This window comes from Rhodoferax sp. (assembly GCF_023700745.1).
Classification (GTDB): Bacteria; Pseudomonadota; Gammaproteobacteria; order Burkholderiales; family Burkholderiaceae_C; genus Rhodoferax.
The window spans coordinates 39,823-57,978 of record NZ_JAMPYG010000005.1 but is presented as its reverse complement, the minus strand read 5'-3'; the positions used below and the strand labels follow the sequence as shown (position 1 = coordinate 57,978).

10 protein-coding genes are annotated in these 18,156 nt (G+C 62.2%); 4 read left to right on the top strand and 6 right to left on the bottom strand.

Annotated elements, in window-relative coordinates; translation table 11 throughout:
• The first annotated feature begins 3 nt into the window (after nt 1-3).
• The gene (locus NDJ10_RS06355; protein ID WP_296160367.1) at nt 4-1,302 is read left to right on the top strand and encodes an FAD-binding oxidoreductase; all 1,299 of its coding nucleotides are present in this window, start codon (nt 4-6) and stop codon (nt 1,300-1,302) included.
• Nucleotides 1,303-1,369: 67 nt separating this feature from the next.
• Here the strand turns inward: NDJ10_RS06355 and NDJ10_RS06350 are convergent, their stop codons facing one another.
• The 6 genes from NDJ10_RS06350 to NDJ10_RS06325 all read right to left on the bottom strand — a co-directional run bounded on the left by NDJ10_RS06350 (nt 1,370) and on the right by NDJ10_RS06325 (nt 13,902).
• On the bottom strand, nt 1,370-1,993 hold the full coding sequence (locus NDJ10_RS06350; RefSeq protein WP_296160366.1) for an FMN-binding negative transcriptional regulator: 624 nt from the start codon (nt 1,991-1,993) through the stop codon (nt 1,370-1,372).
• A 447-nt stretch (nt 1,994-2,440) separates the two neighbouring features.
• Nucleotides 2,441-3,316: an HNH endonuclease gene (locus tag NDJ10_RS06345; RefSeq protein WP_296160364.1), complete on the bottom strand. Its 876-nt coding sequence runs from the start codon at nt 3,314-3,316 to the stop codon at nt 2,441-2,443.
• A gap of 200 nt (nt 3,317-3,516) precedes the next feature.
• Nucleotides 3,517-5,280 (bottom strand): exodeoxyribonuclease V subunit alpha, encoded by a 1,764-nt coding sequence (recD, locus tag NDJ10_RS06340; protein WP_296160363.1) that lies wholly within the window; start codon nt 5,278-5,280, stop codon nt 3,517-3,519.
• A complete protein-coding gene (gene recB, locus NDJ10_RS06335) occupies nt 5,277-8,858 on the bottom strand; it encodes an exodeoxyribonuclease V subunit beta (RefSeq protein WP_296160362.1) in 3,582 nt (1,193 codons plus the stop codon). Before recB ends, recD begins: the two co-directional genes overlap by 4 nt.
• Nucleotides 8,855-12,427 (bottom strand): exodeoxyribonuclease V subunit gamma, encoded by a 3,573-nt coding sequence (recC, locus tag NDJ10_RS06330; RefSeq protein WP_296160361.1) that lies wholly within the window; start codon nt 12,425-12,427, stop codon nt 8,855-8,857. The genes recB and recC overlap by 4 nt, the downstream gene beginning before the upstream one ends.
• Nucleotides 12,424-13,902, bottom strand: a complete 1,479-nt coding sequence (locus tag NDJ10_RS06325; protein ID WP_296160360.1) for a PLP-dependent aminotransferase family protein — start codon at nt 13,900-13,902, stop codon at nt 12,424-12,426. The genes recC and NDJ10_RS06325 overlap by 4 nt, the downstream gene beginning before the upstream one ends.
• A gap of 124 nt (nt 13,903-14,026) precedes the next feature.
• On the opposite strand from NDJ10_RS06325, the gene NDJ10_RS06320 reads away from it, so the two are divergent.
• The 3 genes from NDJ10_RS06320 (at nt 14,027) to NDJ10_RS06310 (ending at nt 18,105) form a co-directional block, all read left to right on the top strand.
• Nucleotides 14,027-15,394: a glutamine synthetase family protein gene (locus NDJ10_RS06320; RefSeq protein ID WP_296160359.1), complete on the top strand. Its 1,368-nt coding sequence runs from the start codon at nt 14,027-14,029 to the stop codon at nt 15,392-15,394.
• Nucleotides 15,395-15,442: 48 nt separating this feature from the next.
• On the top strand, nt 15,443-16,852 hold the full coding sequence (locus tag NDJ10_RS06315) for an aspartate aminotransferase family protein (RefSeq protein ID WP_296160358.1): 1,410 nt from the start codon (nt 15,443-15,445) through the stop codon (nt 16,850-16,852).
• A gap of 92 nt (nt 16,853-16,944) precedes the next feature.
• A complete protein-coding gene (locus NDJ10_RS06310; protein ID WP_296160473.1) occupies nt 16,945-18,105 on the top strand; it encodes an extracellular solute-binding protein in 1,161 nt (386 codons plus the stop codon).
• Nucleotides 18,106-18,156 lie beyond the last annotated feature (51 nt).

Here is an 18,156-nt window from a genome sequence, read left to right as displayed (position 1 = left end):
GGCATGCTGCTTGACTCGGATACCCAACTCAACCAGCGCAGCTATTACGAAGCCAGCGTCACGCGCGACGCCGTGGCAGCGCCGTTGCAAGGCGAGGTCACTGCCGACGTGCTGGTGGTGGGCGCCGGTTTTGCCGGTTTGTCGGCTGCCATTGAGCTGGCGCAGCGCGGCTACCAAGTGGTGGTGCTCGAAGCCGACCGGGTGTGTGCCGGGGCTTCCGGGCGCAACGGCGGCCAGGCCATTGTGGGGTATGCCAGTGGCCAGGAACCCTTTGAGCAGCAACTCGGTCCCGCCCAGGCCATGCTGGCCTGGGACCTGTCGCTGGCCTCGATCGAGCTGATCGACCGGCGCATCAAAGACTTTCAGATTGACTGCGGCCGCCAGCACGGCTACCTGCATGTGGCCGACTCGGCGCGCAAAGCCCGCGCGCTGGCCGCCGAAATGCAGGCCATGGCGCACTACGGTCTGGTGACCGACTTTGCCAGCGGTCCAGAAGTGCAGCGCCACATCGCCAGCCCGCTGTACCAGGCCTGTGCCTTTGAGCGCAAGTCGGGCCACCTGCATCCGCTCAAATACGGCCTGGGACTGGCGCGCGCGGCCACCAGCCTGGGCGTGCAGATCTATGAGTATTCGGCAGTCACCGGGCTCAAGCGCGGCGAGAAATTAACGGCCAGCACAGCGCAGGGTTCGGTCACCGCGCCCTTTGGCGTGCTGGCCGGTAACTGCATGCTGGCCGAATACGGCCCGGCCGTGGCGCCTGACATTGCGCCGCGCATCATGCCGGTGGGCACCTACATCATCGGCACCGCACCACTCGACCCCGCATTGTGCCAGCGCCTGATACCCAGCAACGCGGCGGTGTGCGACAACAATTTCATCCTGGATTACTTCCGCTTCAGCGCCGACCACCGCATGCTGTTTGGCGGCCGTGTCAGCTACACCACGCGCACGCCCGCCAACCTGCAGGCCTTGATGGCCGCGCGCATGGCAAAAGTTTTTCCCCAGTTACGCCACGCGCCGGTCGAATTTTTATGGGGTGGTTTTGTCGACATCAGCATGAACCGCGCGCCCGACTTTGGCCGCCTGGGCGCCAACCTGTACTACCTGCAGGGCTTCAGCGGCCATGGCGTGGCCCTCACCGGGCTGGCCGGGCAACTGGTGGCGCAGGCGGTAGCGGGTCAGGCCGGGCAGTTCGACCTGTTTGCCCAATTGCGGCACCGCCGTTTTCCCGGCGGGCCGCTGTTGCGCATGCCCAGCCTGGTGCTGGGTACCCTGTACCACCGGCTGCGTGACCTGTTGTGAACAACATCACACGATTACGACGTCGCTCGCAGAGCGGGTGAGCGGCAGAAGTTTTTTGTGCTTCTGCTTATCCCACATTGCGCATGGCTTGCGCCAGTGCCGTGTGGCCCCGTGACGCCAGGGTATCGGCGGCATTCAGGCGGTCCCGCGCGTCGCGGTTTTGGCTGAGCTTGAACTTGCCCACCAACGAGGTGACGGCAATTTCGATGCCCACAATGTTGCCCAGCATGGTGTCGATGTACTGCGGTTCAGAGTCCCCCATTTTCCAGGGCCTGGGCTCCGTGGCCTCGTGCTGGCGCGTCAGTTGTGCCACCAGGCGGCGCACAAAGCGCACGTCGTCATGCACGGTGAGCGTGCCATGGGCATGCACCACCTCGTAGTTCCAGGTCGGCACCTGGCGATGCGTTTCATGTTTGCTGGGGTACCAGTTCGGTGAAATATAGGCTTGCGCACCGCGAAACACGACCATCACCGGCGTGCCGCTTGGGCAACGCTGCCACAGCGTGTTGGCGCGGGCAACATGCGCCAGAAGCGCCCCATGCGTTCCCGCACTGGCATCGAACGCAAAGGGCAGGTGTTCGGCATCCAGTCCGGCGCTGGTGTGGTTGACCAGCATACCCAGTGGGTGCGTTTGAATGATGCGGTGCAAGACTTCGGGTCGGGTTTCTGCAAAGTGGGTGGGGATGTACATGGTGGGCTCTTGAATGGCAAACGGGTCATGGGGACTATCCGCAGTCAACTATTGCAGATGCTTGTCTCTGCATGATCTGGTGCAAGGTTGTGGTTCGGCAGCCAAGGCCGCGCCGGGTGATCGGGCGCGGACGACCTTCAGTACGAAACTGGATCGGCGCGTCGTTTTATATGGCACTTCGGTTAGCACATAGCAAATGCGGCTCACAAATTGCAGCCCGGGGACGATCCACTGATCTGCTCCCTCGCCGCAATCGAGGACTGTCCAAACAAAGTTCAGGTCGGAGTTCCTGGCAATTTCAGAGTCTTCACCGAATGTTTCTAGCCCATGACCTCCCCAAATGTTGTGGCGCGATGCTAGGTGTCGGTACAGCAGAAAGTACGCGTAAAAAACATCTTCATGAAAAATTGCTGGGTTGCACTCGTCGGGAAAAATCATTTTTAGCTCCTAAATGCGAGCGCCATCTAAAAAAACGGATGCTCGATGGTGGCTCATAAATTGGTCGTTTGGTTTAAATTTTTCTGGCATTTCAATCGGCTGGTTTTCCAATGGCAAAAAGACCGCCTTCACAAACGCATCTTCACGTTGGCGGAGTTCGTTTGACAAAAGGACACGCCAGTCCTCGGTCAAAGAAATCAGCCCTTTGTCAAAAGCACGGTCATGGATCGCAGACAGGCAAAGTCCGTTGCTGGGGTTAAGCCGGTTTGCCTTATCAGCGCTCCATGGAACGATGTGGCTGGCAATCAACAGGCGAGTATCAGAAAGCCCCGACATGCAGCAACGACCACGATAACTGCTGAGAACCGCTCGACGAAAAAAATGCTGCTTGATGCGCTGAGTTGTCAGAACCTGACGCGTTTCAGCAGTGAAATCGTCTGGGATCAACACATCGTTTTCAAGCTCAGATTCGACTATGGCGGTTTTGTCCAGTTGCTGACGCAGTAGCTGGCATTCGATTGCCAAACGCTCCCAGTCTGCGTGAAACTCATCCCATACTGCACGATCTAGAGCCGAGGCGTTGCCCAAACCCGCACGACCTGAGCTGGTGATTGCAGGGTCGATGCTGGCAATGTTGAGCATTTTCATTGCGACTGCGTCGGCGGTACGGCCAATTACTTTTGCCAATGCCATGATTTCGGGGTTGCGCCCGTGAATCCGTCCGTAGGGAAGTTGGCAGTACAAGTGAAACGCCAGCTTGATTTGTTCCTTGGTCCAAAGTCCGGTTGCCATGATTTTTTTTGGTACGAATACGGCGGGGACCGCATCGGCCGACTCCTTCGGAAAGATGACTGAAGCCATCAGTTTAGCGATGACCTTCACCATGGGTGCCACGTAAGCTTAGGTGAACTGCTGATCAGCACGTGTATGCGATACCGGGATCCTGAACGTAACGTGAATCCCCATCAGCCGGGCGCATTAATGGAAATTTGACTGTGATGACTTTCCTGCTGCTCGTGAGCTCCCGCTGCCAGTCGGAAAGATCAACCCGCAGCCCTTACGCAGCCCCGCTGACTTCAGGCCATTCACAGTTCAGTCAGCCCACCACTGCGCAGCACCTTGACCGCTACCGCGTGCAACAGCACACCGGCCTGCGGCACCACCAGGGTCAGCCGTGCCCTGGCCCGCGTCATGCCGGTGTACAGCAGCTCGCGCGTCAACACTGCCACCGGCCGGTCGGGCAGCACCAGGGCCACATGGTCAAACTCCGAGCCTTGTGATTTGTGCACGGTCATGGCAAACACGGTTTCTACCGCGTCCAGCCGGGCCGGTAAGACCCAGCGCACGCCGCCTTGGCCGTCCGGAAAAGCCACGCGCAAACCCCGCGCGTGATGCAGGCACAGGCCGATGTCGCCATTCATCAGTTTGAGGTTGTAGTCGTTGCGCGTCACCATCACCGGGCGGCCGGCGTACCAGCCCTCGCCGGGCAGGCCCAGGCTGCTGGCCATGCGCTGGTTCAGGCTGTTGACGCCCCAGGGGCCGTCGCGCACGGTGCACAGCACCTGAAATTTTGTAAATGCCTGCAGGGCGGCCAGCGCCTGGGCGTCGCTGCACGCGGTCGTTTTCAGCGGCTGCAGGGCTTGCAGCCAGGTTGTCCAGCCGTGTTTGACCAGGACGGTCAGGCGCGCGTCTTGGGGCTGACCGGGTTGCAGGCGGTCGACGCTAATGGCTGTGGTGGCTTGCCAGCCTGGGGCCTGGCGCCACAGTTTTTCTACGCCGGCCACATCGCCCGCATTCACCGCACGCGCCCATTGGCCGATGCCGCTGTCGCCGGCAAAGCGGTGGCTCAGGCGCAGCATGACGGTCTGCTGCGCCAGGGCCGAACCGTCGCCAGCCCAGGCGCTCAGGTCGGCCCCGGTGGTTTGCGCCAGCCAGGCCAGGGTGTCGGGGGTGTACCGGCCCAGGTCGGCACCGGCACACAGCTGGCCCATCACGGCGCCGGCCTCGACCGATGCCAGCTGGTCCTTGTCGCCCAGCAGGATCAGGCTGGCGCCCAAGGGAACGGCGGCCAGCAGGCGGGCCATCATGTCGAGGTCGATCATCGACGCTTCGTCCACCACCACCAGGTCCACGGCCAGCTCGGGCACGGCGTCTTGGGCCAGCTTGCTGCGCACTTGCAATAGTTTGTGCAGGGTGACGGCCTGGGTCGGAATGTGTTGTTGCAGGTGTTCGGGCAGCTTGAGCAGTGCCGAGGCAATGGACTCGCCCAGCCGCGCTGCCGCCTTGCCGGTGGGTGCCGCCAGCGCGATGCGCAAGGGCGTGTGCTGGCGTTCCGGGTCCGATTGCAGCAGGGCCAGCAGGCGCACCACGGTGGTGGTTTTGCCGGTGCCGGGGCCGCCGGTGATGAGTGTGAAACGTTTGCGCGCGGCCAGTGCGCAGGCCACTTTTTGCCAATCCGGGGCGGTACCTGATTGGCCCGCTCCGAACAGTTGCGAGAGTGTCTCGGTGAGATACACCGGCGCGGGGCAGGGCTGCGCCAGGCGTGCGGCAATCGAGGCACGGATGCTTTGTTCGGCTTGCCAATTGCGGCGCAGGTACAGGCGCGCACCGTCGAGCACCAGCGGGCTGTTAGGGCCTTCGATCCAGGGCAGACTGGCGGCGCTCTGGCGTAATTCAGGTGGCAAGCTGGCCAGGTCCAGACACGCGTGGCCCAGGCCAAACTGCTGGCTGACCCGCGCAGCCAGTGCGCTGTGCAGCGGGTCAGGGCTGGGTTGTACCTCTTGCAGAAAGGCCACCAGGGCACGGTCCAGCCCGGTCAGCGTGTCGGCTTCAGCCATTGGTGGGCTCATGCGGCGGCCTCCAAAGGCTCAGTGTGCGCCTGGCTGGCCGAGAAGGCCGCGTCGAGTGCTTCGATCAGCGCTTTGGGCGGCTTGTCTGCATACAGCCCGGCGCCATGCTGGTCTATGCCACGCAAAAACAGGTACAACGCACCGCCCACATGCAGGTCGTAGTCGTAGCCGGCCAGGCGTGACTTCAGCAAGCGGTGCAGGGCCAGCAAATACAGCGTGTACTGCACGTCGTAGCGGTGCGCCAGAATGGCCTGCTGCAGTTGTGCCAGGTCGTAGCCGGGCAGTTTGTTGGATTTGTAATCGAGCACGTAATAACGGCCCTCACATGCCAGCACCAGGTCCATGAAGCCGGTGAGCATGCCCTCGAGTTGCCGGGGCTGCATGGCTGGGCGCGGCTGGCCTGGCAGCACATGTTGGCCGATCAGGTGGTCAAGCCGGGCGCTGTCCAGTGCGCGGACGGTCAGGCTGAAGGCCATTTCGGCCCAAAACTGGTCGGCAGTCAGGCTGGCCAACACCAGCCTGGAGGATGCCGCCAGCGGCAAGGGCGTGCTGACAATGGCTGGCACCCAGGTGCGCAGCAAGGCGCATTCGGCGTCATCCAGCCTGAGCCCTTGCGCCTTGCGGGTCAGCAGGTTTTGCCACGCCGTGCTGAGGGCGGTGGGCGGGTTGTCGTGGGTAGCGGGCCAGCCGTTTTGTGCCTGCCATTCCAGCAGATCATGCAGCAGGGTACCGTACTGGCTGCCGGCCCTGAAGTCGTTAAAAGGCAGGGGCAGCAGCTCGGGCTGCGCTGGCTCGTCGTTGAGATTGTCCGTTAGCGCGCTGTCGATCTGTGCGTCGCCCAGGCGTTCGTCCAGCGCCGACCCGGGGGTCAGCGCCGGGGCCGCATGCGCCACATCACGCGTGAGTGCGCTAAAGCTGGCGCTCCACCAGCGACTGCGCAATTGGCGCTGCGGTGTCAGCGCGGGCTTCCAGTTTTTTTCTGGTGCTTGCGGGGTGTAGACAATGTTGTCGGGCTCGGGTGCGTTTTGCACCACGATGTGCTCTGAGGCCCAGGCTTGCAGGCACCGGGCCAGGTCACCCAGAGCCTGACGGCCCAGCAGTGCCGACACGGCACTTTTGACCTTGGGGCTCTTGCCGTCCATGTCGCCGCGGGTCGGGGTGACACCCATCCATACCGCCTGCTCGGCACGGGTCAGCGCCACGTAGAGCAGGCGGATGTCTTCGGCCAGCCGCAAGGCATCGTCCTGGCCGCTGTCGGCGGCGCGGTAGTTCGACGCAAAAGGCAGGAACACCAGTGGGTATTGCAGGCCCTTGGCCTTGTGCAGGGTGATGACCTGCACCAGATCGGCGTCACTTTCAAGGCGTAATTGCGCCGTGTCGCCACTCGCTTTCGGGTCGCGCAACTGGTCTTCAAGGTAGCGCAACAGGGCGCCTTCGCCCTGCAAGCCCAGGCTGGCGGTTTGCAGCAGATCGCCCAGATGCAGCAGATTGGTCAGCTGGCGCTCGCCCTGCGTGCCGGCAGCGTCGCCCTGGTTGAGCAGCCGCGCCGGAATGGATTGCTCATGCAGCAGTTGGTGCAGCATCGGCAGGAAACCCTGGCGTTGCCAGACTTTTTGCCAGTCATGAAAGTGTTCGCTCAATGCGTCCCAGGCGATTTCATCCTGAAACAGGTTTTCCAGATCGTGCCAGGGCAGTCCCCAGAGCGCTGTGGCCAGCGCAGCCCGGACGCATTGGGCGTCACGCGGTTGGGCCACGGCCCGCAAAATGCGCCACAGATCAGTGGCCTGCGCGGTGGCATACACGCTGTCGCGCTCCGACAGATAGACGCTGCGCACGCCACGGTTGGACAAGGCGGTGCGCATGGCGCGCGCCTCCACCCAGTTCTTCACCAGCACCGCCATGGCACCGGGCCGGGCAGCACCGGCATTGAGCAAGCCCACCATTTGCGAGGCAAAAACCTCGGCCATTTGACGCAGCAAGACCGGCTTGCGTGGCATTCTGGCGTGTTGCAGGTGCCAGACGGTCATGGCCGCCTGGGGCTGGCCCGCCACCTGCAGCGGCAGCACCTTGTCATTGCAGGCGGTCACCTTTTCATAAGGCACGTCGCCAAAGGGCCTGACCGCGTGGGAAAACACCTGGTTCACTGCCGCCACCATGCCCGCCGTCGAGCGGAAGTTGCCCGACAGCGTGTGGATGGCCTGGGCCTGCCCACGGGCACTGAGGTAGGTGGCCAGGTCGGCACCGCGAAAGCTGTAAATGGCCTGTTTGGGGTCGCCAATCATGACCAGGCCGGTGCTGCGTGATGCGGCTTCTGACGCGCCATAAATTTTGGCCAGGGCGCCGTATTGCCAGGGGTCGGTGTCCTGGAATTCGTCCACCAGTGCCACCGGAAACTGCTGGCGAATGGCCTCTGCCAGGCGGCCATCCGGCGCTTGCAGCGCGTGGTACAGGTTTTGCAGCAGGTCGGAAAAATCAAATTGCGCCAGGCGGGTTTTGGCCTGCCGGTAGGCGGCACCGACCTCAAAGGCGGCGTGGGCCAGCAGCTGTTCAGCCACGTCGGGCTCGTCGGCAAGATGCATGCACAGGGCCTCGATATGGGCGAAGGCGATGTGGTGATCGGCCTCAACCCAGCCCTTGTCCAACAAGGCCTGCCGTGAAAACCGTTGCAGCAAGGTGATGGCAGCGCCCTGCGCTTTTTTGTCGAGTTGGCTAAAAGCGCCACCTTTGGCCCATTCAGTCAACTTGACTGGCCAATCTGCCCGGTAAGATTTCAGCTTTTTTGCCGCAATGGTTTCACTGAGCAGGGTAATCAGTTCATCCGTGCAAGCAGCGTGCGCACCTTGGTCAAGCTCCTGGCATGTTGTTTGCCAACTGGCCCAGTCGCGAATCACCTCGGCGGGCGTCTGTCCGGGCGCGGTGGCTGCATGCGGTGCCTTGTCTTCGATGGCCCACAGCGGTTCGAGTCGGTCCAGCAGATCTTGCGGCGTGTTGCCCACGGCCTGCAGGGCGCCCAGTTGATCTGCCGACAGCGGGTAAAACCACTTGCGCCAATAGTCTTGCGCCGCAGCCAGTTTGAGCTGCTGGCTGTCTTCCACCCGGCTTTGCTGGAACAGGCTGGCGCTGTCGAAGGCGTGCGTTTTCAGCATCCGGCTGCTCCAGCCATGGATGGTGAAGATGGCGGCTTCGTCCATCCACTGGGCGGCCACGTCCAGCCGCTCTGCGCAGGCAGGCCATTGCCCGGAATCGATTCCCGAGCGTAGCGCGCGCAGGAAATCATCGACCTCAAAGCCGGCCTGCTCGTCGTGTTGAAAGTAGTGCGCCGCTTGTGCCAGGCGCGCGCGGATGCGCCCGCGCAGTTCGGCGGTGGCGGCATCGGTGAAGGTCATGACCAGGATTTGCGGCGGGTACAGGCCCTGGTTGAGGTCGGTGCCGTCTGGCACATGGCCCAGCACCAGGCGCACATAGAGTGCGGCCAGCGTCCAGGTTTTGCCGGTGCCCGCCGAGGCCTCGATCACCTGCAGACCGCTGAGCGGCAGGGTCAGCGGATCGAGTTGTTTGGTGTTGAATGGCATCGTCATTGTGAACTTGCAGGAGCGGCGCCCTGTGGGAGCGGCGCCCTCGCCGCGATTGCCCCCGAACAGCCTTCGGCCCGAGGGCTGGCCTTCCACAAAGGCAGGTCCCCCGGGTCATCAAAAGCCTCGCCAGTTTGAATTCCTTCGCCTGGGGTCAATCGAATATGCCGGGCCAGGTCACCGTACAAGCACTCGGCCCAGTCGGGCAACTCGGTTTCGATGTCGTCGTAGCTCTCGAAAGCACGCGCCAGATAGGCCGATTCGGCGCGTTCACCGGCGCTGTGCGCGCCTTCAAAGACGGCAAGTGCCGCATCGTGCGGGTCCTTGGGTTCCTTGTCGGGTTGCGCAGCGGCGAGCCGGGCAGCCTGCGCCTGGGCTTGCAGGTAGGCCCAGGCGGTTTTGCAGGCCACCGGCAGCGGGCGCGCCCAGGCCGCCAGATAGGCTGTGACAAGTTTTTGTAAAACACGCAGGGCTTCGTCCTGGGCCAGGGGGGCCAGGATCACCTGACCGTCCAGCCCCAATTGCACGCTGCTCAGCGGCATGGCGTTGGCGCAGGCCAGCAGGTGTTGCACCCACAAGCCGACCACCACATGGGCGCGTGCCGTGCGGGTTTCCTTGTCGCCCTCCAGCACGGCGCCGACGCGCTGATGGCGCTGCAGCCAGCCGGCATCTCCGCTGTACAGCCCCTCCAGCGTGCCGGTGAGGCTGATGCCACCTATCTGCAGGTCAATGGGCTGCGCCGGCAGCGGGTTGGGGTAGCGCAGCGTCCATTCGCCTTGCCGGTCCAGCACCACCTGCGTTTTGGCTTGCAGTTCAGTGGCGAAGCGCTGGCCAAAAGCGGCCATCGGCAAGCTGCCTGACAGTGCCAGTTTTTCCAGTGCCGGCGCCATGTCACTGGCGTCAAGCAAGGTCTGACCCGCCTGGTACTGCGCCAGGCCATTCAGTGTGAAGGGTTCCTCCGTCTGTTCAAGTTCTTCCAGTGTGTCAAGCCGGACCTGCAGGCGCGACTTGAAAAACACTTCGACCGGCTGGCGCAGCAGTTGCCGCAGGTCGGCCAGCGTCAGGCTGGTGGGGGCGGCCGTGGCAGCTTGAGGCGTGTCTGGCGCTTGCGATGCCTGGGGTGTTTGCTGTTGATGCACTCGTGCCCAGTCTCTGGCATAGGTTTGATATGGCGAATCCTGCAAAAAATAGGCCTGCGAGAACGCTTGCAGCGGTTGCTGCCGGGCTTGAATGGCAGGCTGCCAGCCGTTATTCAGGTAGTCCAGCAGTTGTGCCACCAGTACCGAGGGCGGTTGCTCGCTGTTGTCGCTGGCGCGGTGGCCTTGCCAGCTGATGTAGAGCTTGTGCCGCGCCGACAAAATGGCTTCCAGAAACAGGTAACGGTCGTCTTCGCGGCGTGAGCGGTCACCGGCGCGCCAGCTCAAGTGCATCTGGTCAAAGTCGCGGGCGGCCTTTTGCCGCGGGTAGTCGCCGTCGTTCATGCCCAGCAGGCAGATCACCTTGAACGGGATCGAGCGCATCGGCATCAGGGTGCCAAACTGCACGCCACCGCCAAAAAAACGCTGCTGCAAACTGCTTTCTTCAATCTGCGACAACCAATGCTCGCGCACGACATCGAGCGGCAAGGGGGTCTCAAGCTGGGCCGCTTCGCAGGCTTGCAGCCACACCTCCAGCGCGGCCAGGCAGCGCTGGGTGAGCCGCTCATCGGGGTCATCGACGGCGGTAAAAAAGCGTTCGACGATGCCGGTCAGAATGGGTCCCCATTGCGCCGGGGTTTTGCTGCCAGACAGTTCACGCAAGGTCTGGTTGACCGCCTCGACCCAATCGAGCAAGGCGCTGATCACCGTGGCATCAAGGCCATTCAGGGCCGCCTGCGGCAGGGTGGCGCCCCACGGCGCACCCGCGCCCACGGCATAGCCCAGCAGCAGTCGCCGCAGGCCAAAAGCCCAGGTGTTCTGGTCCAGTCCCGTCACACCCGTGGGTACACCCCAGGCCATGCGGTGGTGGACATCCAGACCCCAGCGCACACCGGCCATGGCCAGCCACTCGCGCAGTTCTGCCACGTCGGCCTCATCAATGCCAAACCGCTTGCGCACTGCCGCCACTTCAAACAGGCCCAGCCAGTCGGCCAGCGACACCCGGGAAGCCGGCAATGACAACAGCTGGTCCAGCGCCTGCACCAGCGGCGACTGGCGCGGCGTGGTGTCCGCGACCGAGTACGGAATGTGCCGGAGCTGCCCTGCCGCAAAACGGCCAAAGACTGCCTGAATGTGCGGTGCAAACGCTGCCATGTCGGGCACCATCACCATCACGTCACGCGGCTCCAGGGCCGGGTCGGCGTCAAACCAGGCCAGTAGCTGGTCATGCAGCACCTCGACTTCGCGCTGCGCGCCATGGCAGCTGACGAAGTTGATGCTGTCGTCATCTGGCAGTGTGTCACGCTTGGCAGCGGGCATGCCGCCTGCGGGCTGAAGGTTCAAAATGCCCGACTGCAGCTGGTTCAGCAGCGTCGGTTTGTCTTGCCCTGCTGCGGGGTCGACAAACACATCCACCCGGTTCATGCGTTGCCGGTACAACGCCACATTGTCAAAGTCATCCAGCAGGTGAAGGTAATCTCGCCCCTGTTTGCCCCAGGAGGCCAGCAGCGGATGGCTGTCGCTGGCCATCGGCCGGGCGGCTTGCCGGTGGCGCAGCTGGGCGCGCAACTGGTCGTGCCCGGCAACGATGTCGCCCCAGTAATGCTGGCAGGGGTTTTGCACCAGCATCAGCACCTGGCAGAACTGACCCAGTTGCGCCAGCGCCTCGACGGTCTGCATCGGCAGGGACGACACGCCAAACACCACCAGCCGTGGCGGCAAGCCGGCCGGACGCTGGCCCGTGGCCTGGCAGGACGCGCGCTGCGACGCAAGTGCGGCCATGAAGCGGGCATGCACGCTGGCGCGTGAGGCATCGGCCAGTTCGGCACCCACATCGGCGCGCAGGTCGCGCCACAACTGGGCTTGCCAGGCGTGGGCGGCCGCCAGCGCGCCGGGCTGGCCATCGTGACCGCGCAGCACGTCGAAGCCTGCCGCCCAGTCCGTCAGCCAGTCCGCGCGGTAGCTTTGGTAGGCATCGAAAACGTCTGCCACCTGCAGCGCCAACTGGTAGAGCCGGCGCCCGTCGGTGTTCCCATCCAGATAGCGTTGCAGTGGTGCATACACGGGCTTGCTGGCCGCCAGTTCGGGCAACAGCCGCACCAGCCGCCAGAGCAGATGCCCCTTGTCAAACGGCATGTGCGGTGGCACGGCAGCCGCGCCCAGCACATTGCGATAGACCTGCCACAGATAGCCGCTGGGCAATTCCAGCCGGGTGGCGGCGCAAATGCCCAGGGCGGCATCGTCAGCCAGCGCCATTTCCAGCCAGTGTTTCATGCCGTTGCTTTGTACCAGGATCACCTCGGGCGTCAAAGGTGGCAGCGGCTGCGCGCGCAGAAATTGGGTGAGCAGGTCGCGCAGGTCTTCCAGGCGGTTGCCGTGCAGGACCATGAAGCCCGGTTTGAACATGGGGGTGGCGAGCTCGGTGGTGCGTGGGGTCATGCTGAAGTGCCGCTGCGTGACAAGGCGCTTGCGATGGTGCGGGCCAGCAGCGGGCCAAAGCGTTCGATTTCTGCCAGCGGTGCGTAGCCGTAGCCAATGATCAGGCCGCGCAGCCGGGTCTGCGCGAGGCAGTAGCCCGACAGCGGCCGTACCGTCAGTCCGAGTTTGCCAAGCTGCTGCGCCAGCGCCTTGTCGTCAAGTGTGTCGGGCAGGCGCAGGCACAGGTGCAAACCCTGCTCGGCGCCGGTGATTCGGGCCAGGGGACCCAGGCAGGGCTGCAGTGCGGCCAGCAGGCTGGCACGGCGCTGGGCGTAGCTTTGCCTTGCCTTGCGCAACGCGCTGGCGAAATGTCCCATGTCGATGAATTCGGCCAGCGCGGCTTGTACCGGCATCTGGCCGGGACGATTCAGGTCGTAGTGGGCACGCTTGAACGCCGCGGCCAGTCCTTTCGGAACCACCAGGTAGCCCAGTTTGAGCCCGGGGTAGAGCACCTTGGAGAACGAGCCGAGGTAAATCACGCGCTGGTCGGTGTCGAGCCCGGCCAGTGACGAGATGGGCGGGCCGCTGAAGCGGAATTCGCTGTCGTAATCGTCTTCCAGTATCCAGGCCTGGTGCTGGCGCGCCAACGACAAAATCTGGTGCCGTCGGGCGAGTGACATCACTGCTCCGGTGGGATACTGGTGCGAGGGTGTGACATAGATCAGGCGTGGCGGCACGGCGTTGTCACTGGTCTGGGGGGCAATGCCCTGGTCGTCCACCGGCACCGCATGCAGCGCCAGGCCGGTGGCCATGAAAGCCTTGACGGCGCCCCAGTAGGCCGGGTCTTCCAGCCAGACAGGATCGCCGTGTTTGGCCAGCAACTGGGCACACAGCACCAGCGACTCCTGGGTGCCGCTGGTGATGATGACTTGCTCCAGGTCCAGCGGCATACTGCGAAACACCCGCAGGTAATCTGCCACGGCGCGGCGCAGCGGTGCGTAGCCGCCCGAGCTGCTGTAGTCGAGCATGTCGGGGTAGGTCATGCGCCAGTGCTTGTTTTGCAGGCGCTGCCACAGCGTCACCGGAAAGGCGCTGAAATCGGCAATGCCTGCCGTGAAAGGCTGAATTTCAAGTTCGGAGGCGCAAAAGCTGCTGCTCAGTGACAGGCCGCGGGTCGACAGGGTGGCGTGTCGTTCGGGTGCGCCCCGCTGGCGTTGTGCAGGTATCCGGGGCACGTTGTCGCTGACAAAGGTGCCGCTGCCGATATGGCTGACCAGATAACCTTCCACGGTCAGCTGGTTGATCGCTGCGACCACGGTGTTGCGTGACAGCTGCAGGTCCTGGGTCAGGTCGCGGCTGGAGGGCAGGCGCTCGCCGGCGGCGATTTTCCCGTCCAGAATGGCACGCCGCAGCGCCTCGTACAGTTGCCGGTGCAGCGACAACCTGGCGGGCTGGTTCAGACGGGCGATCTCAGTCAACAACAGTTCCGAGAGCATAGGGCGGCAGAAGTGGCACCATGTGGCAGGTTTAAATGGTTCTGATTGTGAACCAATTTATGGCTCACAATGGTTCCTGATGCAACGCGCACAATAGCTGGCACGTTTCATCCTGGAGCAAACCATGAATCCCAAGAAGTCCATGAATTTCAACGATCTGGAGCAGTGGCTCAACGAGCGCCGTGTGACCGAGGTGGAGTGCCTGGTCCCCGACCTGACCGGTGTCGCACGGGGCAAAATTCTGCCCCGCGGCAAGTTCACCGAAGACCGGGGCATGCGCCTCCCGCAGTCGGTCGTGGCCATGGGTGTGACCGGCGAATTCCCGGAAAGCGGTCCTTATTACGATGTGATCGATCCCACCGACAAGGACATGCAGCTGCGCCCGGACCCGTCTACCGTGCGCATTGTGCCGTGGGCCACCGATCCGACGGCGCAGGTGATCCACGACTGCTTTGACCACAAGGGCAATCTGGTGTCGTTTGCCCCGCGCAGCGTGCTGCGCCGGGTCTGTGACCTGTTCGCCGCCGAGGGCTTGAAGCCGATCGTGGCCCCCGAGCTGGAGTTTTATCTGACTGCCCGCAACACCGACCCCAACACCTTGCTGCGCGCGCCGATCGGCCGCAGCGGCCGCAGCGAGACCTCGCGCCAGGCCTACAGCATCGACGCCGTCAACGAGTTCGACCCGTTGTTTGAGGAAATCTACGACTTCAGCGACAAGATGGAGCTCAACGTCGACACGCTGATTCACGAAATCGGCGCCGGCCAGATGGAAATCAATTTCTTCCACGCCGAACCGCTGGGCCTGGCCGATGAAGTCTTCCTTTTCAAGCGCACCGTGCGTGAATCCGCCCTGCGCCATGACATGTACGCCACCTTCATGGCCAAGCCAATTGCCGGTGAGCCCGGCAGCGCCATGCACGTGCACCAGAGCATGCTGGATGTGACCACCGGCAAGAACATTTTCAGCAACGACGACGGCACGCCCTCTGAGGCCTTCATGCACTACATCGGTGGCCTGCAACGCTATATCCCGGCGGCCATGGTGCTGGTGGCGCCCTATGTCAACAGCTACCGTCGACTGTCGCGCAACACTGCGGCGCCGATCAACATTGAATGGGGTTACGACAACCGGACCGTCGGCATTCGCTCGCCGATCTCCTCGCCTGAGGCGCGCCGGGTCGAAAACCGCGTGATTGGCGCCGATGCCAACCCCTACGTGGCGCTGGCCATGACCATGGCCTGCGGCTACCTCGGACTCAAGAACAAGATCAAGCCCAAGGCCGAAATGAAGGGCGACGCCTACCTGTCGCCGTATGCGCTGCCACGCAGCTTGGGTGAGGCGCTCGACTGGTTGCGTCGCGAATCCGATCTGCACGAGGTGCTGGGCAAGGAATTCATCACCGTGTACTCGGAAATCAAGGAGCTTGAATTTGATGAGTTCATGAAAGTGATTTCGCCCTGGGAGCGCGAGCACCTGCTGCTGCACGTGTAACGCACTTTTTTTCATGCCATCCACCGTTGCACCAAGAGGATCACCACCATGACCAATTTGACGTCTTTGCCGCCCCTGTCCACTCAGCAGGTTCAGGCGCTGGACAGTGCCCATTTCATCCATCCCTTCACCGACCATGGCGACCTCGCTACCCGTGGTGCGCGTGTGATTGTCAGATCCGAAGGCATTTACGTCTGGGACTCCGAAGGTGAAAAATTGCTCGATGCCATGAGCGGCCTGTGGTGTGTCAACGCCGGTTATGGGCGCAAGGCATTGGCGCAGGCGGCGTACGACCAGATGATGACGCTGCCGTTTTACAACAGCTTTTTCCAGACCACCAATGTGCCTGCCGTCAAGCTTGCGGCGCGGCTGGCCGCGCTGGCGCCCAAGGTGGGCGACCGCAGTTTCGAGCATGTTTTCTATTCGAGTAGCGGCTCCGAGAGCAATGATTCCAACGTGCGCATGGTGCGCCGCTACTGGGACTTGGCTGGTCAGCCGCAGCGCAAGGTGATCATCAGCCGCCACAATGCCTACCACGGCAGCACCATGGCCGGGGCTTCGCTGGGCGGCATGAGCAGCATGCACGCACAGGGTGATCTGCCGATCCCCAACATCACGCACATTGAGCAGCCCTACTTTTTTGAAAACGGCTTGCCGGGCGAAAGTGCCGAAGAATTCGGTCTGCGTGCTGCGGGCTGGCTCGAAGAAAAGATTCTGTTGGTTGGTGCCGACAAGGTGGCAGCTTTCATTGCCGAGCCAATTCAAGGCGCTGGCGGGGTCATCATTCCACCAACGACTTACTGGCCAGAAATCCAGCGCATCGTTGACAAATACGGCATCCTGTTGATCAGCGACGAGGTGATTTGCGCCTTTGGCCGACTCGGCCACTGGTTTGCCTATGAAAAATTTGGCTACAAACCCGACCTGGTGACCTTTGCCAAGGCGGTTACCAGCGGCTACATCCCGCTCGGTGGCGTTATGGTGGGCAACCGCGTGGCGCAGGTGCTGATCGACAAAGGCGGTGAGTTCAACCATGGTTATACCTACAGCGGCCACCCGGTGGCTTGTGCGGTGGCGCTGGCCAACCTGGACATCATGGAACAGGAGCAATTGCCGCAACGCGTCAGGGACGATATCGGTCCCTATCTTGCCCGATGTTTCGAGGGCATCGCCGAGCACCCGCTGGTGGGGGTGGCCGAAACCTGTGGCTTCACTGCGGGCCTGGTGCTGGTCAGGAACAAACGGACCAGGGAGCGGTTTGCGGCAGACCTGTCAGTGGGCATGATCTGCCGGCGCCATTGTTTCCAGAATGGCCTGATCATGCGTGCGGTGGGCGACCGCATGATCATTGCACCACCGCTGACCATGACCCATGCCGATATTGATGAAATGATGCGCTTGATTCGCCTGGCGTTGGACCTGACACAACAGGAATTGACCCAGAAAGGGTTGATTTAACCGAAAGATCGAAAAATTTGTCTGGTCTGGTTTTTGCTAGCCTTAAACTACCGCTCCCCTTCACCATCTTCTCTTCCCGGAGTGTTTCCATGATGAAAAAATACCTTTGGTCGTTTGCGCTTTCTGCCATCGTTTTGGCAGGCTGCGGCAAAAAAGAGGAGCCGCCAGTGGCCGCTCCGGCCCCTGTGGCAAGTGCACCCGCCCCCGCGGCGGTCAACACCGAAGAAAAAGTGCTCAATATCTACAATTGGCCCGACTACGTTCCCGAGGGCATGATTGCCACGTTCGAGAAAGAAACCGGTATCAAGGTGAATTACGACACCTTTGAGACCAACGAGGCCTTGCACGCCAAGCTGGTGGCAGGCAACTCGGGCTACGACATCGTGGTGCCGGGCTCGGTGTTTGCCAAGCCGCAAATTGAAGGCGGTCTGTTGCAGGCGTTGGACAAGGCACAGATCAAGAACCTGGGCAATCTGGACCCCGCCATCATGGCCACATTGGGTGCCAAAACCGACCCTGACAACAAGCACCTGGTGCCCTGGGCCTGGGGTTTTACCACGGTCGGTATCAACAAGACCAAAGTGGCCAAGGCCCTCGGCAAAACGCCGATGCCGGAAAACGCCTGGGATCTGGTGTTCAAACCCGAATACACCAGCAAGCTCAAATCCTGCGGTATTGCCTACCTGGATTCACCCACCGAGATCATTCCCGTGGCCCTGCACTACATTGGCAAGGACGCTTACTCCAATGATCCTGCAGATTACAAGCTGGCCACCGACATGCTGGCCAAGGTGCGCAAGGATGTGCGTATCTTCAGCTCGACCATGATTGACGACATCGCTGGCGGCAAAGCCTGCGTGGCCATTGGCTGGTCGGGCGACATCAACATTGCCGCTGCGCGCGCCAAGGAGAACAAGTCCAAGGATGAGATCGAGTCCATGTTGCCCAGCACCGGCGCGTTGATCTTCTTTGACACCATGGCCATCACCAAGGATGCCAAGCACCCTAACAACGCCCATGCCTTCATTGACTTTTATTTGCGTCCCGAGAATGCTGCCCTGATGGCCAACGAAATGAACTACCCGACCGCCAACAAGGCGGGGGTGTCGCTGGTCAAGCCGGAAATCGCCGCCAACAAGACCATCTTTGTCGAAGCTGACTATTTTGCCAAGATGATCCCGCCCAGCAGCTTCAGCAATGAGGCACGTGAAGCCATGGCCAACGCCTACAACAGTTTCAAAAAAGGCAAGTAGTACCTGGCCCTGATGAAGCCATTGGGCTGTTTGTACGCAGGGTATGAACAG